The 20814-nt window shown below is 63.7% G+C and carries 23 protein-coding genes; 19 read left to right on the plus strand and 4 right to left on the minus strand.

Annotated elements, in window-relative coordinates:
• Positions 1-73 precede the first annotated feature (73 nt).
• Positions 74-577, plus strand: coding sequence for a 30S ribosome-binding factor RbfA (gene rbfA, locus N7568_RS17415; protein WP_261611036.1), 504 nt, complete (start codon positions 74-76; stop codon positions 575-577).
• A gap of 84 nt (positions 578-661) precedes the next feature.
• Entirely contained in the window at positions 662-1144 is a 483-nt protein-coding gene (locus N7568_RS17420; RefSeq protein ID WP_261611037.1) for a nucleoside deaminase, read from the plus strand.
• A 13-nt stretch (positions 1145-1157) separates the two neighbouring features.
• On the opposite strand, the gene N7568_RS17425 is transcribed toward N7568_RS17420, so the two are convergent.
• Complete coding sequence (locus N7568_RS17425) at positions 1158-2312, minus strand: pyridoxal phosphate-dependent aminotransferase (protein WP_261611038.1); 1155 nt, start codon at positions 2310-2312, stop codon at positions 1158-1160.
• Positions 2313-2346: 34 nt separating this feature from the next.
• Here N7568_RS17425 and truB point away from each other — a divergent pair, with 34 nt between their 5' ends.
• The 8 genes from truB to N7568_RS17465 all read left to right on the plus strand — a co-directional run bounded on the left by truB (position 2347) and on the right by N7568_RS17465 (position 10127).
• Positions 2347-3324 (plus strand): tRNA pseudouridine(55) synthase TruB, encoded by a 978-nt coding sequence (gene truB / locus N7568_RS17430; RefSeq protein WP_261611039.1) that lies wholly within the window; start codon positions 2347-2349, stop codon positions 3322-3324.
• Between the two features lie 2 nt (positions 3325-3326).
• Positions 3327-3680, plus strand: a complete 354-nt coding sequence (locus N7568_RS17435; protein WP_261611040.1) for a hypothetical protein — start codon at positions 3327-3329, stop codon at positions 3678-3680.
• 20 nt (positions 3681-3700) lie between these two features.
• Positions 3701-4135 carry a hypothetical protein gene (locus N7568_RS17440; RefSeq protein ID WP_261611041.1) on the plus strand — a complete coding sequence of 145 codons (435 nt, stop codon included), beginning with the start codon at positions 3701-3703 and terminating at the stop codon, positions 4133-4135.
• Between the two features lie 88 nt (positions 4136-4223).
• Complete coding sequence (locus N7568_RS17445) at positions 4224-5207, plus strand: bifunctional riboflavin kinase/FAD synthetase (protein WP_261611042.1); 984 nt, start codon at positions 4224-4226, stop codon at positions 5205-5207.
• Positions 5208-5365: 158 nt separating this feature from the next.
• Positions 5366-5635 carry a 30S ribosomal protein S15 gene (gene rpsO / locus N7568_RS17450; RefSeq protein WP_261611043.1) on the plus strand — a complete coding sequence of 90 codons (270 nt, stop codon included), beginning with the start codon at positions 5366-5368 and terminating at the stop codon, positions 5633-5635.
• A gap of 238 nt (positions 5636-5873) precedes the next feature.
• Positions 5874-8126: a polyribonucleotide nucleotidyltransferase gene (locus N7568_RS17455; RefSeq protein WP_261611044.1), complete on the plus strand. Its 2253-nt coding sequence runs from the start codon at positions 5874-5876 to the stop codon at positions 8124-8126.
• A gap of 89 nt (positions 8127-8215) precedes the next feature.
• Positions 8216-9559, plus strand: coding sequence for a M16 family metallopeptidase (locus N7568_RS17460; protein WP_261611045.1), 1344 nt, complete (start codon positions 8216-8218; stop codon positions 9557-9559).
• A gap of 106 nt (positions 9560-9665) precedes the next feature.
• Positions 9666-10127 carry a DUF1579 domain-containing protein gene (locus tag N7568_RS17465; RefSeq protein ID WP_261611046.1) on the plus strand — a complete coding sequence of 154 codons (462 nt, stop codon included), beginning with the start codon at positions 9666-9668 and terminating at the stop codon, positions 10125-10127.
• A 13-nt stretch (positions 10128-10140) separates the two neighbouring features.
• Here the strand turns inward: N7568_RS17465 and N7568_RS17470 are convergent, their stop codons facing one another.
• Positions 10141-10407 (minus strand): MoaD/ThiS family protein, encoded by a 267-nt coding sequence (locus N7568_RS17470; protein ID WP_261611047.1) that lies wholly within the window; start codon positions 10405-10407, stop codon positions 10141-10143.
• Positions 10408-10411: 4 nt separating this feature from the next.
• Positions 10412-11539, minus strand: a complete 1128-nt coding sequence (gene moaA / locus N7568_RS17475; protein ID WP_261611048.1) for a GTP 3',8-cyclase MoaA — start codon at positions 11537-11539, stop codon at positions 10412-10414.
• A gap of 134 nt (positions 11540-11673) precedes the next feature.
• Between moaA and N7568_RS17480 the strand changes: the two genes are divergently transcribed.
• From N7568_RS17480 to N7568_RS17520, 9 genes are read left to right on the plus strand one after another with little or no spacing between them, the layout of a single operon-like run.
• Positions 11674-12417, plus strand: coding sequence for a response regulator transcription factor (locus N7568_RS17480; RefSeq protein WP_261611049.1), 744 nt, complete (start codon positions 11674-11676; stop codon positions 12415-12417).
• Positions 12404-13687 carry a sensor histidine kinase gene (locus tag N7568_RS17485; protein ID WP_261611050.1) on the plus strand — a complete coding sequence of 428 codons (1284 nt, stop codon included), beginning with the start codon at positions 12404-12406 and terminating at the stop codon, positions 13685-13687. Before N7568_RS17480 ends, N7568_RS17485 begins: the two co-directional genes overlap by 14 nt.
• The gene (locus N7568_RS17490; RefSeq protein ID WP_439898992.1) at positions 13684-15375 is read left to right on the plus strand and encodes a molybdopterin-dependent oxidoreductase; all 1692 of its coding nucleotides are present in this window, start codon (positions 13684-13686) and stop codon (positions 15373-15375) included. Before N7568_RS17485 ends, N7568_RS17490 begins: the two co-directional genes overlap by 4 nt.
• A 59-nt stretch (positions 15376-15434) precedes the next feature.
• A complete protein-coding gene (locus tag N7568_RS17495; protein WP_261611051.1) occupies positions 15435-16661 on the plus strand; it encodes a molybdopterin molybdotransferase MoeA in 1227 nt (408 codons plus the stop codon).
• On the plus strand, positions 16649-17182 hold the full coding sequence (moaC, locus tag N7568_RS17500; protein ID WP_306422992.1) for a cyclic pyranopterin monophosphate synthase MoaC: 534 nt from the start codon (positions 16649-16651) through the stop codon (positions 17180-17182). The genes N7568_RS17495 and moaC overlap by 13 nt, the downstream gene beginning before the upstream one ends.
• Positions 17179-17682 (plus strand): MogA/MoaB family molybdenum cofactor biosynthesis protein, encoded by a 504-nt coding sequence (locus N7568_RS17505; protein ID WP_261611052.1) that lies wholly within the window; start codon positions 17179-17181, stop codon positions 17680-17682. Before moaC ends, N7568_RS17505 begins: the two co-directional genes overlap by 4 nt.
• Positions 17672-18127: a molybdenum cofactor biosynthesis protein MoaE gene (locus tag N7568_RS17510; protein ID WP_261611053.1), complete on the plus strand. Its 456-nt coding sequence runs from the start codon at positions 17672-17674 to the stop codon at positions 18125-18127. The genes N7568_RS17505 and N7568_RS17510 overlap by 11 nt, the downstream gene beginning before the upstream one ends.
• A 51-nt stretch (positions 18128-18178) precedes the next feature.
• Positions 18179-18937, plus strand: coding sequence for a 4-hydroxy-tetrahydrodipicolinate reductase (gene dapB, locus N7568_RS17515; protein ID WP_261611054.1), 759 nt, complete (start codon positions 18179-18181; stop codon positions 18935-18937).
• Between the two features lie 3 nt (positions 18938-18940).
• Positions 18941-19429 carry a hypothetical protein gene (locus N7568_RS17520; RefSeq protein ID WP_261611055.1) on the plus strand — a complete coding sequence of 163 codons (489 nt, stop codon included), beginning with the start codon at positions 18941-18943 and terminating at the stop codon, positions 19427-19429.
• Here N7568_RS17520 and N7568_RS17525 read toward each other — a convergent pair.
• On the minus strand, positions 19405-20640 hold the full coding sequence (locus N7568_RS17525; RefSeq protein WP_261611056.1) for a DUF1624 domain-containing protein: 1236 nt from the start codon (positions 20638-20640) through the stop codon (positions 19405-19407). The two genes, N7568_RS17520 and N7568_RS17525, sit on opposite strands and share 25 nt — an antisense overlap.
• Between the last annotated feature and the right edge of the window lie 174 nt (positions 20641-20814).

The raw sequence follows: 20814 nt of genomic DNA on the forward strand, positions 1-20814 counted from the left end.
CGTTTGGAACGGGTCCGTCGGGTAACCCCGGCGGGCCCGTTCCGTCCCCGTTTCTACTTTCCAGGAGGAAGTCATGGCTGATCCCGCACGCGCTGCCAAATTGGCACAGCGGATTAAGGTCGTCGTCGCGGAAGCCCTCGGACGTCGCGTCAAAGATCCGCGCGTAGAGTCCATCACGGTCACCGACGCCCGCGTCACCAACGACCTTCAGCACGCCACCATCTACTACACCGTGTTTGGTGACGAAGTAGCCCACGCAGATGCTGCCAGGGCATTGGAGAAGGCGAAGGGTGTGTTGCGGCAGGAAGTTGGCCGCAACATCACGGTCCGTCTCACTCCGACGCTCGAATTCGTCGCTGACCAGATCCCGGTCAACGCCTCCAACCTGGAGGAGCTGCTGCGTGAAGCCAAGCGTCGTGACGCCGAAGTAGCTGCTTTGGCTGCCAGCGCCAAGCACGCAGGCGAAGCAGACCCCTACAAGGGCGATTCCCCGGAGGACATCGACGAGGACGACTTCGACGAAGAGGACACTGACCTCTCCGGCGACAACGAACTCGACGAAGACGCCAACCGCTAGAAGTTCAGCGTTTTTGTACAGCTAATGCCCCTAAGACTGCGTTTTAGGGGCATTAGCTGTACTCAAACTCGTTAGGATCAGTGCATGTCGGCGCACAGTCCTCAGCAACGTGATGAATACCTGAACCAGGCCATCAAACTGGCCGTGCAGAACGTTTCCGACGGCGGCGGCCCGTTCGGTGCCGTTGTGGTCACCCCGGACGGAACTGTCCATGAGGGAGTGAACCGTGTAACGCGGGACCACGATCCCACGGCACATGCGGAAGTGGTGGCGATTCGTCGCGCCGCGGCTGCCACCAAGAGCTTCGACCTGACGGGTTCCGTTCTCTACGCGAGCTGCGAGCCGTGCCCGCTCTGCTTGTCAGCCACGCTCTGGGCGAGGATCGGGCGCGTCTACTTCGCGGCAGACCGGCACGGTGCGGCAAAAGCCGGCTTCGACGACGCCGTGTTCTATGAATACTTCGCAGGCACCAGGCCGGAACTACTGCCAGTGGAGCACGCCGCGTTGGCCGCCTCAGAGGAACCCTTCGAGGCCTGGCGTCATCATGTCCACCGGACGGCGTACTGAAAACTCGCGAAAACTAGAGCTTGGCTGGGAGCCGGCCGACGCCGTCGAGCAGGTCTTGCTGCCCACCGCAGAGGGCGATCCTGATCCAACCCTCGCCAATCGACCCGAACGCCGTGCCGGGCGCGAAGGACACGCCCGATTCCGCCAGGAACTTACGCACCCAAGTGCGGACGTCTCCGTTGCTGACATGGGACACGTCGGCCCACAAATAGAACGCACCCTGTGCGCCCAGGAACGGGATTCCCTTCTCCGCCAGCAGGGCGGACGCTGCGTCCCGGTTACTTCGGTAGTGATCGCGTGCCTGGGAAACGTAGTCCTGTGGGCCCGTCAGCGCCGCCAGGGCAGCATACTGCGAAGGCGACGCTACGCAGGACACGATGGACTCCATCACGTTGTTCATCTTCTGTTCCAACCCTGGCGGGCACATCAGCGCCCCGATCCGAAGGCCTGTGAGTCCGTAGGTCTTGGACAACGTTAGGGACGTGAAAACCCGGGCTTCGCCGGGGACTTCACTGTCGAACCGGGCGGGACTGACGTGGGGGACATCGAAAGTGAAGGCTTCATAGCACTCGTCCGAGATGATCCAGAGGTCGTGCCGGACTGCCAGCTCCATCAGTTGGCGCGTGGCTTCTTCACTGATGACCGCGCCCAGCGGGTTGGAGGGCGAGTTCAGTATCAAGACCTTGGTCCGTGGCGTGATGAGGGCCTCGATATCCTCAATGTGCGGCTGGAAGTCGTTGTGGGGGTACAGGGGATACTGCACCGGGACTGCGTGCAGGAGACGGCTCGTCATGGCAAAGGTGGGATAGCCGGGGTTGGGGATGAGGATCTCATCGCCGGGGGAGAGCAGAAGGCTCATGGCGAAGTGCAGGCCTTGCTGCGCACCGTCCACCACGTAGACCCGTTCCGCGCCGATCTGCACTCGCTGCTGTTCGCGGAAGCGTGCTGCGAAGGCTTCGCGGAGTGCGGGAATCCCGGCGTTCGGTGTGTAGTTGGTCTCATCCCGGTCCAGGCAGGCAATGCCCGCGTCGAGGACATGGCGGGGCAGTGCAAAGCCCGGTTCGCCGATGCTGAGGACGATCGCTCCTGGGGTGGCCCAGGCGGCTTCAGTGATTTCGCGGATCTGGTTCACGGGGACGTCGCGCACGTGCGGGGCAAGCTCAGGCATGGGAGCCATCCTAGCCACCCATATACTGGTAAGCGTGCTTTCTGGACTGGTAATCGTTGACAAACCGCAGGGATGGACCAGCCATGATGTGGTTGGCCGGATGCGGCGGCTGGCTGGTACCCGGAAAGTGGGGCACGCAGGGACGCTTGATCCCATGGCAACCGGCGTGCTGGTGCTCGGCATCAATAAAGCGACCCGCCTGCTGACCTACATCGTGGGAACGTCCAAGACGTACACCGCCACCATCAGGCTCGGCGAAACCACCATTACCGACGACGCTGAGGGCGAAGTCACCGAGGCCCGCAGCGCTGCGGACGTCACCGACCCTGCCATAGCTGCCGGCGTTGCCGCCTTGACCGGTTCCATCCAGCAGGTGCCCAGCAGCGTCAGTGCCATCAAAGTCAACGGCGAACGTTCCTATGCCCGCGTCCGCTCAGGTGAGGAAGTCAAGCTCGCGGCCCGTCCGGTCACCATCCACCGCTTCGATATCCACTCCACCAGGAGGATCGACGGCGGCAGGGTAGTGGACGTCGACGTCACCGTGGAATGTTCATCGGGCACGTACATCAGGGCCCTGGCCCGCGACCTGGGGTCCGCTTTGGGGGTTGGGGGACACCTCACGGCCCTTCGCAGGACACAGGTAGGTCCGTACACGCTCGAGCAGGCCCGGACGCTGGAGGAACTTGCAGAAGAGCTTGAGGTCCTGGAAATGTCCCTGGCGGCACGCTCGTTGATGCCCAACAGGGAATTGAGCGACGAAGAAACAACCGAGATCTCGTTTGGCCGGCGTATTGCTGCCGGCCCGGGAGCGGGCACCGCGGATGCCGCCACTGCCGAGAAGCCCGCAGCAGCGTTCGCGCCGTCGGGGGAGTTGGTAGCGCTGCTGGCCGATACCGGGAGTTTCGCCAAACCTGTGCTGGTCTTTGCGCCGGGAACAGGACCGGGTTCGGTCACTGGTGCTGGAACAGGGCAGGAAAAGACAGGACACGAAAAAACAGGGCAGGAAAAGTAGTCATGGACGGATACTTTTACGCCATCCTGATCATCGGATTGGTGTCCACGATCATGTGCATCGTGGCCGGCCTGATGAAGAAAGCACCGAACGATCCCACCATTTTCTCTGTGCTCGCCGTTGAGCTGATGCTCCTGGTGTATCTGGTGGGTTCGATCGTGCGGGTAGCCATGGGCGAGCAGATGGCCGGTGAAGCGTGGGAGTTCTGGGGCTACCTCATCGTTGCCCTGATGATTCCGTTGGGGGCCGTCTATTGGGCCATCCTTGAACGAACCCGCTGGAGCAACTTCGTCCTTGCGGCAGTGGGCGTTACCGTGCTGGTGATGGCTGCCCGTATGAACCAGATCTGGTACTGACCTTGAAGGAAGAACACAACGTGACTGGAACCGAGACAAACCCTGCGAGTCAGCAGCCACAGCAGAAGGACACCCGCAACACGGGCCCAGGCCGCCTGCTGATCGCGGTGTACGCCGTGTTCGCGTTGTCAGCGACGGCCCGTGCGGGTTACCAGATCGCCACCAAGTTCGGCGAAGCTCCGTTGGCGCACATCCTTTCGGCGTTCGCCGCCGTCGTCTATATCGTGGCGACTGTCTCGTTGGCCAAGCCGGGCCGCACGTGGTTCAAGGTATCGCTGGCTGCCGTGCTGACGGAGCTCGTGGGTGTATTGGTCGTGGGAGCAATCAGCCTCTTCGATCCGGTCGCCTTCCCACACGACACTGTGTGGTCGCTGTTCGGTCGCGGTTACGGATTCGTTCCACTGGTCCTGCCAATCCTTGGGCTCCTCTGGCTCAACAAGCGACGGCCGTCCTGAGCCACCTGCCCTTGCGGGTAACCTTAGAATGTTCCGGCGCCGGGAGGTTGCCGGACGGAACGAATATCTGCAGTAAAAGGCGAGGTTGATGGTCCACATCTGGAACGATCCCACTGAAGTCCCCAAGGACTTCGGACCTACTGTCGTTACCATCGGGAACTTTGACGGTGTCCATCGTGGACACCAGCATGTTCTGTCTCAACTGACCGATACCGCCAAGCGGCACAATTTCCCGTCTGTTGCCGTGACCTTTGATCCCCACCCCGCCCAGGTCCACAGGCCCGATTCTGCTCCGGAGCTGATCATGGGGCTCCAGGACAAACTGGAGGCCCTGGGCGATGCCGGCGTTGATGCGGTGCTGGTCATGAAGTACACCTTGGATCTCGCTGCGATGACGCCCATCGAGTTTGTCCGCGACATCCTCCTGGACGGGCTGCACGCCGCGCACCTTGTTGTGGGTCACGACCTCCGGTTCGGTGCCGGGAACGTCGGAGACGTTGTCACCATGCAGGAGTTGGGCGAACAGCTCGGATTTGGGGTCCAGGTGGTCAACGAGTTCGGCGCCGGCGGCTTCCCGGTCCACGACGACGGCGACACCGACCGCCGCTGCTCCTCCACCTGGGTGAGGGAAGCCTTGGCCGAGGGCGACGTCGTCACTGCTGCCGCAGTGTTGGGCCGGCCACACCGCATGCGCGGCGAAGTGGTCCACGGTGCTGCCCGTGGCCGTGACCTCGGATTCCCCACTGCGAACCTTTCCCACGATTCCACGGGGTATATCCCCGCGGACGGCATCTACGCGGGCTGGCTGATCGACCAGTCCGGTACGCGATGGCCGGCCGCAATCTCGGTTGGCTCCAACCCCACTTTCGATGGCGTCAGCCGTCAGGTGGAGGCACATGTGATCGACCGTCCGGAGGAAAACGTGGAGGACTTCGACCTCTACGGGCAGACTGTTGCCGTGGAATTCACCCAGCGCCTGCGTGGCATGGTGGCGTACCGCGGACCCGAAGCGCTGGTGGAACAAATGTGCCTCGACGTGGCCCAGGCGCACGAGTTACTGGCCAAGCGCTAGGCGGGTTTCGACAACACTGCTTACCTGCCGGTAAACTGGTGAGTGGATCCGGCTGCAGTCCGTGGCGGCTGGACCTGTTTTGTGTGCGGCAACGCACTTGAGACAACCCGTCAGCGAGGCGCTGCACCGGGAGGCACGGCACAACTCTAGGAGTTCACGTGGCACTTGAAGCCGCTGTAAAGCAGTCCATCATCAAGGAATACGCAACCTCTGAAGGCGACACCGGTTCGCCCGAGGTGCAGGTTGCGGTCCTGACCCAGCGGATCAAGGATCTGACTGAGCACATGAAGGAGCACAAGCACGACTTCCACACCCAGCGCGGTCTGCTGGCCATGGTTGGTCGTCGCAAGCGCATGCTGACCTACCTGAAGAACACTGACATTGCCCGCTACCGTTCGCTCATCGAGCGCCTCGGCCTGCGCCGCTAGTCTGCCTTTAGGGGCGGCCCGGTCCCTTGCGGAACGGGCCGCCTTCTTCAAAAACAACTAAAAACAGGAATCAACCGCATCGCGCATTCGCGGTCCTCGGTAGTGATTCCCGGGAACAATCGGTGACGATTGGCCCGTGGATCTCGATCGATGACCGGGTGTAGTACAGGCCAGGAAAAAAGAAGAGGCCTGGGTTGATGCGGCGGACTTCCGCTAACAGAAACGGAGGTGACTCTCTATGGAGGGTCCCGAAATCCAGTTCTCCGAAGCCATTATCGACAACGGTCGTTTCGGCAAGCGCGTCATTCGCTTCGAAACCGGCCGCCTCGCCAAGCAGGCAGCCGGCGCTTCGATGGTTTACATCGACGAAGACACCGCGCTGCTGTCCGCAACCACCGCAGGCAAGCAGCCGCGTGAAGGTTTCGACTTCTTCCCGCTGACGGTTGACGTCGAAGAGCGCATGTACGCTGCCGGCCGTATCCCGGGATCGTTCTTCCGCCGCGAAGGCCGTCCTTCCACGGAAGCCATCCTGGCTTGCCGCCTCATGGACCGCCCGCTGCGCCCCGCCTTCGTCAAGGGCCTCCGCAACGAGGTCCAGATCGTGGTCACCGTTCTGGCGATCAACCCCGATGAGCTCTACGACGTCGTCGCCATCAACGCATCCTCGATGTCCACGCAGCTCTCCGGCCTGCCGTTCTCCGGCCCGATCGGTGGCGTCCGCGTCGCCCTCATCGCCGACGAACAGGGTTCGCAGTGGGTTGCTTTCCCCAAGCACTCCCAGCTTGAGAACGCCGTGTTCAACATGGTGGTAGCCGGCCGCATCACGGGTGACGACGTCGCCATCATGATGGTTGAAGCCGAAGCCACGGACAACTCCTGGAACCTCATCAAGGAACAGGGCGCCACGGCTCCCACCGAGGAGGTTGTCTCCGAGGGCCTCGAGGCTGCAAAGCCGTTCATCAAGGCACTCTGTGAAGCACAGGCGGACCTTGCTGCACGCGCTGCCAAGCCCACTGTCGAGTTCCCCGTGTTCCTGGACTACCAGGACGATGTTTACGCCGCTGTTGAAGCTGCAGCTGCCGACAAACTGGCTGCTGTCTTCCAGATCGCTGACAAGCAGGAGCGCGACAACGCCTCCGACGAGCTCAAGGACGAAGTCCTGGGCGCACTTGCCGGTACCTTCGAAGGCCGCGAGAAGGAACTGTCCGCAGCTTTCCGCTCGGTCACCAAGCAGGTTGTGCGCCAGCGCATCCTCAAGGACCAGATCCGCATCGATGGCCGTGGCCTGACGGACATCCGCCAGCTGACCGCCGAGGTAGAGGTTCTGCCCCGCGTCCACGGTTCGGCCATCTTCGAGCGCGGCGAGACCCAGATCATGGGTGTCACCACGCTGAACATGCTCAAGATGGAGCAGCAGATCGACTCGTTGTCGCCGGTAACGCGCAAGCGCTACATGCACAACTACAACTTCCCGCCGTACTCCACCGGTGAGACCGGCCGCGTCGGTTCCCCGAAGCGCCGCGAAATCGGCCACGGTGCACTCGCAGAGCGCGCCCTGGTTCCGGTTCTGCCGACGCGTGAAGAGTTCCCGTACGCCATCCGCCAGGTATCCGAGGCCCTCAGCTCCAACGGTTCCACGTCCATGGGCTCGGTCTGTGCTTCGACGCTTTCCATGCTCAACGCGGGTGTGCCGCTGAAGGCAGCTGTTGCCGGTATCGCCATGGGCCTGGTTTCCGACCAGGTTGACGGTCAGACCCGCTACGCAGCGCTGACCGATATCCTCGGTGCCGAAGACGCTTTCGGTGACATGGACTTCAAGGTTGCCGGTACGTCCGAGTTCGTCACGGCCATCCAGCTGGACACCAAGCTCGACGGCATCCCGGCTTCCGTGCTGGCTGCAGCACTGAAGCAGGCCCGCGAAGCCCGCCTCCACATCCTCGAGGTCATCAACGCAGCGATCGACACCCCGGATGAGCTCTCCGAGTTCGCTCCGCGCGTCATCGCCGTCAAGATCCCCGTGGACAAGATCGGCGAGGTCATCGGCCCCAAGGGCAAGATGATCAACCAGATCCAGGAAGACACTGGCGCGGACATCTCCATCGAAGATGACGGCACGGTCTACATTGGTGCCACCAACGGTCCGTCTGCCGATGCAGCACGCTCCGCCATCAACGCCATCGCCAACCCGCAGGTGCCGGAAATCGGTGAGCGCTACCTGGGTACGGTCGTCAAGACCACCACCTTCGGTGCCTTCGTTTCCCTTACCCCGGGCAAGGACGGACTGCTGCACATCTCCGAACTCCGCAAGCTGGCCAATGGCAAGCGCGTGGATAACGTTGATGACGTGGTCTCCGTGGGCCAGAAGGTCCAGGTCGAGATCACCAAGATCGACGACCGCGGAAAGCTCTCCCTGTCCCCGGTTGTTGCCGAGGAAGAGGGCGCCGCTTCCGAGGACGCTCCGGCCGAGGTTGCTGAAGAGTCCGCAGAGTAGTCTGTAAGCAGTACACCCGTTAGGGCCGGTGGGCTTGAAAAAGCTCCACCGGCCCTTCCGGCCTTAACCCGAAAACCTGAAAGGTCTTAATGACTGTCGTACCCTTGCCGCTGGAGCAGACACTTCCTGGTGGCGAATTGATCCATGGTGCCGAGGGCGGTTCTGTCGTCAGGCGCTCAGTCCTTCCCGGCGGCGTGCGCGTCCTGACTGAGGCAATGCCCGGTCAGCGTTCGGCCACCATAGGGTTCTGGGTGGCAGTAGGTTCGCGCGATGAAGCGGACGGCCAGCACGGTTCCACACACTTCCTTGAGCACCTGCTGTTCAAGGGCACCAAGAGGCGTACAGCCTTGGAGATCGCGTCCGCCTTTGACGAGGTAGGCGGCGAATCCAACGCGGCGACGGCCAAGGAAAGTACCTGCTACTTTGCACGGGTCCTGGACACAGACCTTCCCATGGCCATTGATGTCATTGCCGACATGATTACCGGAGCGGTCCTCGATCCTGCGGAACTGGAGCAGGAACGCGACGTCATCCTGGAGGAAATCGCCATGGACAGCGACGACCCCACGGACGTCGCCCACGAAAAATTCGTGGCAGCCGTGCTCGGCAACCACCCCTTGGCCCGCCCCATCGGGGGGACGCCGGCCGCCATCAAAGCCGTGGCCCGGGATTCCGTCTGGGAGCATTACCAGCGCTATTACCGTCCGGAGGAGCTGGTCATCACCGCTGCCGGCGGACTTGACCACGATGTCGTGTGCGAACTCGTCCTCGATGCCCTCACCGCCGCCGGTTGGCGGCTCGATCCCGAAGCAGCGCCGGTGGATCGCCGCGGAACCGACAGGGCCGTCATCACCGGCACGTCGGGCCTTCACGTGGTCAAGCGCCCCGTGGAGCAGGCCAACATCATCATGGGTTGCCCGACCATCGTTGCCACGGACGATCGCCGCTTCGTCATGAGCGTACTGAATGCCGTTCTGGGCGGTGGAATGTCCTCCAGGCTGTTCCAGGAGATCCGCGAGAAGCGCGGCCTGGTGTACTCCACGTACTCTTTCACTGCCGCTTACGCTGACGCGGGATACTTCGGCATGTATGCCGGGTGCACGCCGTCCAAGGTCCGCCAGGTGCTCGAACTCCTTGGTGCGGAACTGGAAAAGCTCGCGAAGGATGGCATCACGGGGGAAGAACTCCGTAAGGCAGTGGGTCAGCTCAGCGGTGGAATTGTCCTGGCGCTTGAGGACACCGGCTCGCGGATGTCCCGCTTGGGCCGGGCCGAGCTCGTGTCAGGTGAGTTCCAGGATATTGACGAGACCCTCGCCCGGATCCAGGCTGTCACGGTGGATGAAGTACAGGCACTCGCCAAGGAACTTGCGGCAGCGCCCCGCACCATCACGGTGGTCGGTCCATTCGAGGAAACCGAGACGTTCGGCCTCTGATATCTCCGGAGACCAAGTCCGTCCACGGACCTCTGGACTCGGGCACTGTCAACAGGGCAGCATGATCACACAATGATGATGCTGCCCTGACTACTTTGGAGACGTGATGGATCAGCCCTCGAGCGGCCATGCTGCGGAGATGCTGCGGGACTTCATAGGTCATTGGAGGGGCATCACGGAGATAGCCGCTTCGCCGTGGGGGAGTGCCAGGACAGCTGAGGCTGAGGTGGTGTTCACCAAGGCCGCCGGTGGCTATGCGGTGGTCCAGAGCTACAGGCACCGTGAAGCCGACGGGGCACATTTCGAGGGGCACGGCATGTTCACCGTCGACCGCGACCACGGTGACACGCTGTGGTATTACGTGGACAGCATGGGCAGGCCACCCGCCAGCCCGGTCCGTGGATCATGGAATGCAGGCACGCTCACTTTGGATCGGCTAACGGCCGACGGCGTAGCCAGGCACACGTTCAGGGTGGAAGATGGCGTTTTGGTGCACACAGCCGATTTGAGACTCGAAGGCACGTCCGATTTCAGTCCGCTGCTGAAGAGCGTCTTCCGTAAGACCTGAACCTGGAGCGGTCCTAGCCCCCGGCGAAGGGAGGCAGGACGTCGATGACGTCCTGCGCACCGAGCGGAGCTGAACGGTCACGCACGGCCACTTCATTGCGAAGGAAACTGCTCCGCGCCACGATCCGGGCCAGCGTCGGGGTTCCTTCGGGAGGCAGGGGGCGTTCGACGGCGAGGGCGGCTTCCAGCAGAGCTTCCAGGCTGGTCCCTTCCGGCAGTGGGTGGTTTTCCTCTTCAACTCCTGCGGCAGAGCGTGCGGCAGCGAAGTAACGGACAAGCAAGGATTCAGCCTCCGATTGCGCTCATGCTGCGGTCCGGCTGGACGAAGTCCGCTGCACCAAGACCGGTGTGGTCCATGCCGTGGGCTTTGGGTTTGACCCACATGGCGTCCTGCCACCGCGAAGCCAGTTCGTCGTCGGTGGCACCCTCCCGCAGGAGGCCCAGGAGATCGAATTCTTCGCGGGAGAAAAGACAGCTCATGATCTTGCCCTCTGCGGTGATGCGGGTACGGCGGCAATCGGAGCAGAACGGCTCTGTGACGGAGGCGATGATGCCCACTGTACCGAGGACCGGCCCCGCGGCTACTCCTGTTGCCGCGTCACGGCGTCGTACTTCAAAGCGCTCCGCAGGAGCGCCGTCCCGTTCGCGGGGGTCGTGGCCCAACACGAAGTCGCGGGAGAGCAGTTCCCGGATCTCTGCCGCAGTGATCATGTTGCGCCTGGTCCAGCCGTGATCGGCGTCCAAGGGCATCTGCTCGATGAAGCGAAGTTCGTAGCCGCGTCCCAACGCCCAGGCCAAGAGGTCCGGCGATTCGGCATCGTTGATGCCACGCATCAGGACAGCGTTCAGTTTTACCGGACCCAGCCCGGCAGCCCAAGCGGCATCAACGCCTGCCAGGACGCGGTCCAGGAAGGGGCGGCGCGTGAGCTTGGTGAACGTCTCTTCGTGCAGGGAATCCAGGGAGACGTTGATCCGGGTGAGGCCCGCGGCCTTCAGCGCTGCGGCCTTCTTGTCCAGTCCCACGCCGTTGGTGGTCATGGAGATGGGGAGGTCCGGGTGATTGTTTCGAATGCCGGAAATGATGTCCACCAAGTCCGCGCGGACCAACGGTTCGCCACCGGTGAGGCGGAGTTCCCGCACGCCGAGTGAGGTGACCCCGATACGCACGATGCGGATGATTTCGTCCCTGGTCATGACTGCCTGTTTCGACAGCCATTCCAGCCCCTCGGCAGGCATGCAATAGGTGCAGCGCAGATTGCACTTGTCCGTGAGGGACAGACGCATGTCCGTTGCGCGGCGACCATAACGGTCCCACAAACCTGCGGGCGTCCCTGCCGGACGCGGGGGCGGTACTGCGACGCCCCCCACGGCGCCGCCCGAAGGGGGTACCGGCATTCCAAGCTGAACACTCATGAATTCAGGCTACGCCACCATGGCTCGATCAGTGACACCGATTACAGTCACACAGTTCTTACGGATTCCATACACTTGCGCTCCAGCGGCCCGGATCGGGTGCCGGGCGCCGCCGGCAAACCTATGCTGAAGGCGTGACCACAAATACTTCGCCAGCGGAGCCGGGCAATCGTCGCATCCTCCTGGTCGAGGACGAGCAGACCATCGCCGACGTTGTCCGCGACTACCTGATGAAGGCAGGTTTCCAGGTGGATATGGCCGGGGATGGCTTCACCGCCCTCAAGGTCGCAGAGTCGCGCCAACCCGACCTGGTGATCCTGGACCGGATGTTGCCCGGACTGGACGGAGTAGAGGTGTGCCGCCGGCTCCGCCAAACCATGAGCGTGCCAGTCATCATGGTCACGGCGCTGGGAACCGAAGATGACCGGATCCTGGGCTTGGAGATGGGAGCGGACGATTACGTCACCAAACCCTTCTCGCCGCGGGAGCTGGTACTTCGGGTGAAGTCTGTGCTGCGCCGGAGTGTCAAGGAATTCGCGCCGGAGCCCCCTGTGGAAGCCGCAGGCCTCTGGCTCGACCCCGCCTCCCGGACGGTCGCCCATGACGGTGCGGCCTTGGCGCTCACGGTCCGTGAATTCGATCTCCTGGCGTTCCTGATGCGCAGGCCCAACCAGGTCTTCAGCCGGGAGGAACTCATCAAGGCCGTGTGGGGATGGGACTTCGGCGATCTTTCCACGGTGACGGTCCATGTTCGCCGTTTGCGGGAGAAGATCGAAGCCAACCCCACCAAGCCGGAGCTTCTCAAAACCGTGTGGGGTGTCGGCTACCGGTTCGATGCCCTCGCCGATGCCAAGGAGAGTGCCCGTGGAGGGGAGTGAGCTCTGGACCATCCTCGCCTGGGTCCTGTTTTGGGCCGTGCTCATCGGTGCCGCCACGTTGGTGCTCCTGCGCCTGCTTCGCAGGGTCTCGGTGCTCGCCCAGATCTGCCTGGTCGTGGTGGCCACTGTTGCTGTTCTTGTGGCGGGCATGGTCAGTGCCTTCAACGCGATGTTCATCTCCGCGCGGGACCTCGAGGTCATGTGGTACATCCTTGCCATGGCATCGGCCGTAGCCGTTGCACTGTCGCTCATGCTTGGTGCCGGGGTCTCCCGTAACGCTGCCCGCCTGGTGGACGCCGCCCGTCGACTCGGGCGTGGTGAAACCCTGGACCACACCACGGGCGAGGGGCGGGGGACCGCTCCAGCCATGACGTCCGAACTCGCTGAACTTGCCCAGGAACTTGAGGCCAGCAGCCGGAGCCTTGCAGAGTCCCGGGAGCGGGAAGCAGCCATCGAAACTGCCCGGCGTGAACTTGTGTCGTGGATTTCGCACGACCTCCGAACCCCCTTGGCCAGCATGCGTGCCATGACCGAAGCACTGGAAGATGGCATGGCATCCGATGTGCCGGGCTATTACCGGAAGATCATCGGGCAGACCGAGCAAATGACCGCCATGGTCAACGACCTCCTGGAACTGTCCAAGATCCAGGCCGGCACACTCCGTCTGCGCGCTGAACCCCTGGACCTTTATGACCTCGTCAGCGATGCGCTCTCGGACCTGGCTCCCGTGGCCGCTCAACGCGGCATCAGACTCGACGGCGGCGGAGACCGTGAGTGCATGGCCGTCGCTGATGGCCCCAGTGTTGCCCGGGCTGTGCGGAACATACTCCTCAACGCCATCATCTACAGCCGGCCTGGCACCGAGGTGCATGTCAGCGTGGGAAGGGATAACGGAAACGCCGTGGTTGCCGTGCAGGACCAGTGCGGCGGCATCCCGGACGAAGACCGTCCGCACTTGTTTGAGACAGGCTGGCAGAAGGACCCTGCCCGCGGCACTGCCGAAGCGCTGCCGGGCAGCTACAGTGGCGCCGGCATCGGGCTGAGCATGGTGGCGGGCATCGTCAAGGCACATGGGGGATCGGTCGCCGTGGACAACGTCGACGGCGGCTGCCGTTTTGCCCTGTCACTTCCGGCAGGTTCGCTCCCGGCCGTGGTGCCCTCGGCCGTGGTGCCCGCGGCCGTGGTGCCTCCAGCCAGCCTTCCTCCGGCAGCATCCCTGCCGCCCACCCCCATGACTTCAGCTGACAAACGCCCAGGAGGCGCATCATGAGCATTCCCGGCAGCACGAACAAGTCGGATCCCGGCTTCGCCACTCCGGATCCCGGCTTCGCCACTCCGGATCCCGGCTTGGCCACTCCGGATCCCGGCTTGGCCACTCCGGGACCCGGAGTTGCCAGACCGCGACGGGTTCTGAAGAGGTCCACACTTTGGGCTGCAGCCGCTGGAGTGGCATCGGGCGGTGCCGGAATCGCCGCAGGAGAGCTGACCGCCGGTCTCCTGAGCCCTTTGGTCTCGCCGGTCACGGCCCTTGGCGGAGCCGTGATCGATGCCGTGCCGCCGGGTGTGAAGGATCTGGCAGTTCAACTGTTTGGTACGGCCGACAAGATCGTGTTGGTAGCGACCATCGGGTTGGTCGCAGGGATTCTGGCGGCCCTCGCGGGTGTCCTGGAGCATCGCCGCACCGGGTGGGGGCTGGCACTGGCAGGACTGGCTGGAGCGGCGGGGCTGACCGCCGTCGTGACGCGTGCGCAGGCAAGCCCGCAGGCCGCCCTTGCTCCGATCGTCGCGGCAGTTGTCACGATGCTGTTGTTGCGGGCTATGATCCGGCGGCTCGCAACCTGGGCCCCGACCGATGAACGGCCGGCGCGACAGGACGATGATCCTGCGCCCCTTGCCCGGCGGAGCTTCCTGAACGCGCTCGCCGGAACTTCCATCGCCGCAGTCGTGGCAGGAACCGTTACCGCCATCCTCACCCGGGCGACGGCCGTGGCTTCAGGATTCCGCGGTTCGATGACGCTTCCTGAGCCCGCCACAGCACCCCAACCCGTCCCCGCAGGCGCGACCCTCCCTGTAGACGGCATCAGCCCCTTGGTGACCCCGAATACCGACTTCTACAGGATTGACACGGCCCTGACGGTTCCCGCCATCGACCCACCTGCCTGGAAGCTGAAGGTCACCGGTTTGGTGGAGCGGGAAATCGAACTGGACTTCGCCACGCTTCTCGCCAAACCGATGACCGAGCGCCACATCACCATCGCCTGCGTGTCCAACAACGTAGGCGGCGACCTCATCGGCAACGCCCTGTGGCTCGGCTGGCCTGTCCGCGAACTGCTGGCGATGGCCGGCCCAAAGCCCGGCGCGGACATGGTGCTGTCCACCAGTAATGACGGTTGGACGGCCAGCACCCCCTTGGAGGCACTCACTGACGACCGGGACGCACTGCTGGCCGTCGGCATGAACGGTGAGCCACTGCCGCTGGAGCACGGCTTCCCTGTGCGGATGATCGTGCCAGGACTTTACGGATTCGTCTCGGCCACAAAGTGGTTGACCGAACTGAAAGTCACACGCTTTGCCGACGACACGGCCTACTGGACTCCCCGGGGCTGGAGTGATCACGGACCCATCAAGACGCAGTCGCGCATCGACGTTCCCCGAAGCGGCCGGACGGTCCAACCGGGCAAGGTGCAATTCGGTGGTGTTGCCTGGGCCCAACACCGGGGCGTCAACCGCGTAGAGCTCCGGGTCAACCGCGGTCCTTGGCAACAGGCAAACCTGGCGGGCTCCATATCCACCGACACGTGGTGCCAGTGGCAACTCGGCATGGATCTCACCCCAGGCGACTATGAAGTACAAGTGCGGGCCACCGATTCCACCGGCGAACCCCAGACTGAAGACAAAGCCCCCGTGGCTCCCGACGGCGCCACGGGGTACCACACCATCAGCGTGAAGGTGGGCTGAGGCCCTAGTCTGGGTACGTCCGGGGAATTCCCCGTTTGCCAGCGTGCCCACACAGGAGGATGTCCGTGCCCAGATCAGTTGCAGCCCACCGCCAGGCAGTGGTGGAACTGCTGACCGGCGCGACCACCAGCAACGGCCGCCTCCGATTGCCGTTGCTGGAAGCGCTGGGAAAGGCGCTCGCCGCCGATGTCCATGCGCCGCTTTCGCTGCCGCCGTTCGCCAATTCCCAGATGGACGGCTTTGCCGTCCGTTCAGCGGATATTCCCGACGACGGCGCGGAGCTCTGGGTAGCGGCGCCCGTCCCGGCAGGTGCCGAACCGGCAGCTCTGAAGTCCGGCTTCGCGGCCCCCATCATGACCGGGGCGATGATCCCTGACGGGGCTGACGCCGTCGTACCTATCGAGAAGGCGACGCCGAACGCATTTCCTGACGCGACAGCCAGGGACGCGGTCGTGGACCTTCCTGCCGTCGCTCCCGGTACATACGTGCGGAACCGGGGCAGTGACATCGAGAAGGGTGCGCTTGCCCTGCCCGCCGGTACCCTGCTGGGACCGGCGCAGCTTGGCTTATTGGCGGCCTTGGGCCTGACGGCCGTTGACGTCCGTGAGCCGCTGCTGGTCCTCCTGGTTACCACTGGAGACGAAGTGGTGGAGCCGGGAGAAGAACTCTCGGCAGGGAAGATCTATGACTCCAACGGAACACTGCTCGAAGCCTCCATGCGGCAGGCTGGCCTGAGGGTGGTTCGTACAGGCATTTCCGACGACGATCCCGCAAGCCTGCTGACCGAACTTCACCGCCACACCCGTAATACTGACAACCCCGTTGACCTCGTGGTCACCACCGGGGGCGTCAGCAAGGGTGCCTACGAAGTAGTCCGCCAGGCCATGGCCGGCCATCCCGTTGATTTCCTGCCTGTGGCCATGCAGCCCGGCGGACCGCAGGGTCTGGGGACGTTCAACGGTGTTCCCTTCCTTGGCTTTCCCGGGAACCCCGTCAGTTGCCTGGTGTCCTTCGAAATGTTCCTCCGGCCAGCCCTTTCACAGGTGATGGGTACGCCTGCGCTGCGGGCCGTCCGGACGGCGATCCTGGCCGAACCACTGACCTCGCCCGAGGGCAAGCACCAGGTCCGACGCGGCAGCGTCGGCGCGGACGGCATGCTGCGCATGGAAGGTGGTGCGGGTTCGCACCTGGTCCATGCCTTGGCCCGAGCCAATGCGTTGGTCCAGATCCCCGTCGGCGTCACGGAACTCGCCGCAGGAGCCGAAGTGGAAGTATGGATGCTGTGAATGAAACTTCCGGGACCACAGAACACAACGGCCTGACCCACCTCCGGCAGGACGGCACCGCGCAGATGGTGGACGTATCTGGGAAAGCCGTCACCACGCGTGAAGCCACAGCATCGGCCACGGTCCGCAGCACAGCCGAAGTGCTGGCCCTGCTGGGTGCGGGTGAGTTGCCCAAGGGCGATGCGCTCGCCGTGGCACGTGTTGCGGGGATCATGGCTGCGAAGAAGACCCCGGAGCTGATCCCCTTGTGCCATCCGTTGCCGATCTCAAAGGTCACCGTGGATTTCGAACTGGGGGCTGACTCCGTTGGAATTCTGGCGACCGTCAAGACGCGGGGCGTGACCGGCGTCGAAATGGAAGCGTTGACTGCGGCATCGGTAGCGGCCTTGAGCGTCTACGACATGATCAAAGCCGTGGACAAGCATGCCGTGTTGACGGATATCCGGGTGCTTGCCAAGAGCGGCGGAAAGAGTGGCGATTGGGCCGTCGCCGGGAGCGCACAAGGGGAGGCCGGCGCATGAGCGCGTGCGAGCCGAACGCGCACGGGCCGCGTAAGGCCGGCATCGTCATTGCGTCTACGCGGGCAGCAGCAGGGGTCTACGCCGATGAGACGGGCCCAATCATCCTGGATTGGCTCAACGAACACGGCTTCGACACGTTTCCCACCATGGTGGTGCCGGACGGTGAACCGGTGGGAGCTGCCCTGAGGGCACTCCTGACACAGGAACCAGCGGTAGTCATCACCAGCGGTGGCACGGGCCTCAGCCCGGACGACCGTACCCCGGAGATGACGCTTCCACTCCTGGACCGCGAGATTCCAGGCATCATGGAGGGGATCCGGCGCGCAGGCACTGTGAAGACCCCCATGGCCATGCTGAGCCGGGGCCATGCCGGCGCCGCGGGAAAGACGTTTATCATCAACCTGCCGGGATCTCCGAAAGGCGTCATGGACGGTTTGGCCGTCCTTGACCCGGTCATCGGGCACCTGTGCGAGCAATTGGAAGGAAGCCATGGGCATTGAAACGGACTTCGAAGTAGTCAGCGCCGTCCTCAGCGCCGAGCCCATCTCCGTTGACCAAGCCATCAAGGCTGTCGAATCGGATACTGCCGGTGCTGTGGTCAGTTTCAGCGGCGTCGTAAGGAACCACGATGGCGGCAAGGCCGTGGACCGGCTCAGCTATAGCGCCCATCCCACGGCACACCAGGTCATGTCCGACGTCGTGGCGCAGTTGGTCGCCGAGCACTCAGGCGAAGCCGACCAACCCGTCCGCATCTGGGCGGCCCACCGTATCGGGACGCTGGAAATCGGCGATCCCGCACTGGTGTGTGCCGTAGCGGCTGCCCACCGCGGACAGGCGTTCGCCGTCTGCTCCGAACTGGTGGACAGGGTCAAAGAGCAGGTCCCCATTTGGAAGGAACAGTTCTTCGCCGACGGCACCGTGGAGTGGGTTGGCGCGGGGGAGTAGGCCGGAGTAACGGTTCCTGCCGGGCTCCGGCCCGGCGGTAGGGTTAATGTCATGACCGAACAACTTGCTGTTGCAGTGCTGGGCGCCAACGGGCGCATGGGAATCGAAGCCGTGAAGGCTGTGGAAGCAGCTGCCGACATGAAGCTCGTGGCCGCTTTGGGCCGCGGCGATTCCTTGGAAACCCTGCTCGACGCCGGCGCGCAGTACGTTGTTGACCTCACCGTCCCGGACATCACGGAGACCAACGTCCGCTTCGCTGTGGAGCACGGTATCCACGCTGTCGTGGGCACCACTGGTTGGGACGCCGGCAGACTGGATTCCCTGCGTGTGCTGTTGGAGCAGAAGCCTGACACTGGTGTCCTGATCGCCCCGAACTTTGCCCTTGGATCAGTACTGGCGTCTGCGTTCGCGGCCAAGGCTTCGCAGTATTTCGAGTCCGTGGAAATCATCGAACTGCACCACCCCAATAAGGTGGATGCGCCCTCCGGCACGGCAGTACGCACGGCACAGTTGATTGCCGAAGCGAGGCAGGAAGCCGGTGTCCCGGCCAGCCCGGACGCCACCGAAACGTCGTTGGACGGCGCGCGAGGCTGTGACGTGGAGGGGATCCGTGTGCACAGCGTCCGCCTCCGCGGTCTGGTTGCCCACCAGGAAGTGCTTTTCGGCGGTCCTGGCGAACAACTGACGCTGCGCCACGATTCCTTTGACCGTGCCTCTTTCATGCCCGGCGTTCTGCTGGGTCTGCGCAAGGTCGCAGCCAACCCGGGCCTCACTGTGGGCTTGGACGGCTACTTGGACCTGGGGCTCTAGGCCATGGCTAACTTCTGGACGTCACTGAAGAAGAACCGCACCAAAATCTGGGTTGGCGCCATCACCTTGCTGCTGGTGCTGTATCTGGTGGTCTCGGTACAGCGTTCCTTCCTGCTGCTTGGTGATCCCAACCTGGTGGCCAAGGGCATCGGAGCGGCTTACTTGGTCCTGCCCATCGTCGGCGCGTGGGCCCTCATCCGCGAATTGCTTTTCGGCGCCCGGACCGAACAAATGGCCAAGGTTCTGGAGGCCGAAGGCGGGCTTCCCGAGGACACCCTGCCCCGCACTCCCGGCGGGCGGATTGTCCGCGCTGCCGCTGACGCCGAGTTCGAGAAGTACCGTGCCGAAGCCGAAGCCGCGCCGGAGGATTGGCGCTCTTGGTTCCGCCTGAGCTGTGCCTATGACGCTTCAGGAGACCGCAAGCGTGCCCGCGCCTCCATGCGTGACGCTGTGAAGCTCTTCCGTTCTCAGCCCACAGCCGCGGGCCGGTAGCTGCCCAGCCTCGACGCCGTGTGGGCCACCCACTCAAGTGGCCCGCGGCGCCGAAGCAACGCAAAGCAGACCCCAATGGCGATGGCAGTGAAGGCCTGTGCCCAATACATGCCCTCGTCGGTCCAGCCGGGAGGCAGCGGCCGGTTGGTGAACCCGGATATCACCCAGACGTGGGCTGAGTAGAGGGTCAGCGTCATGGCGCCCGGGCCGCTGAGCACTATCAGGAAATTGACTTTCAGGCGTTCGGCCAAGTTCCCGAGCAGGAGGAAGAGACCTACCACTCCAGCGGCGACACCCCCGGTGTGCAGCAGGTCAAGGGTGGTACCGGCATGCGGGGCGGCCGTGGCCAACCACCACCACGAGTCCACCTGCTGGAGGCCGGTCAGATTCACTTGGAGCATGCTGTCCAGAGGGTACCCCCGCGTGGCTGGGAGTGCCTCCAGGGCGGCCTGCCCGCCCCACACCTTCATGGCGAGGACGCCAACGAGTTTCGCCAGGATTGCCACTACGGATCCGCAGGCCAGCAGCAGGAGCTGCACCTTGGCCTTGGTTAAAGCCAAACGCCCGATCACCAGTCCGATCAGGAGATATGAGATCCACTGGAATACGGGATAGTAACCCGTGAAGAACAGGTCGGCCAAGAGGCGTCCGGGTGTCCCAAGATCTTCGGTGTTCGGGTTGTGCCCCAACTGCAGGGGCGGGTCTGCATCGAGCAGCAAAGGCCGGACCAAGTAGGCCAGTACCGGCGAGACAAGGATCCACCCGAGCGCCCAGACGCAGAGCGACTTGAGCCGCAAGCCGAGGAACGGCAGGACGCACAGGAACAGTACGGCGTAGTGCACCAGGATCACGGCGACGTTGACGTCCAGGCCTCCCAGGGTGAGGCCGACGACGGCGATCACCAAGGCGCGCATGGCCACGCCGCCTCTGGCCGCCCATAGTTCGGCATCTCTGCGGGGCTCCTGTTTTCCCGTGCTCAGCGCCAGTCCAATGCCGGCAAGGACAGCAAACAGTGCCGCGGACCGGCCGGAGAACACCAGGCCCACGAACGTTGGCTCCCACTGAGGTGAGGGACCGAATGTCGGCATCAGGTGCGTGGACATCATGCCCAGCAATGCCGCACCCCTGGCTGCATCGATCCCCGTGAGACGGGCGGAAACCGAGCCGCCGCCTGGTGCTTTCCGCGGAGGCGCCGTCTCTTGCGAAGTCATGCAGCGATCGTCTCATGGCCCGCTGGGAAGCAACGGTAAAGTTCCACCGCAGGATTCCGTGACAGGCCGATGTTCCACCCGGGGCATGGCAGGCGTTGGTGGCGGGCGCCAAACGCACGAAATTGACCGTGCCGCCGGTCTTGGGGCTTCGACGCCCTTGTCTTCGAATATATG

Origin of the sequence: Paenarthrobacter aurescens, from assembly GCF_025421775.1 — a bacterium.
GTDB lineage: Bacteria > Actinomycetota > Actinomycetes > Actinomycetales > Micrococcaceae > Arthrobacter > Arthrobacter aurescens_B.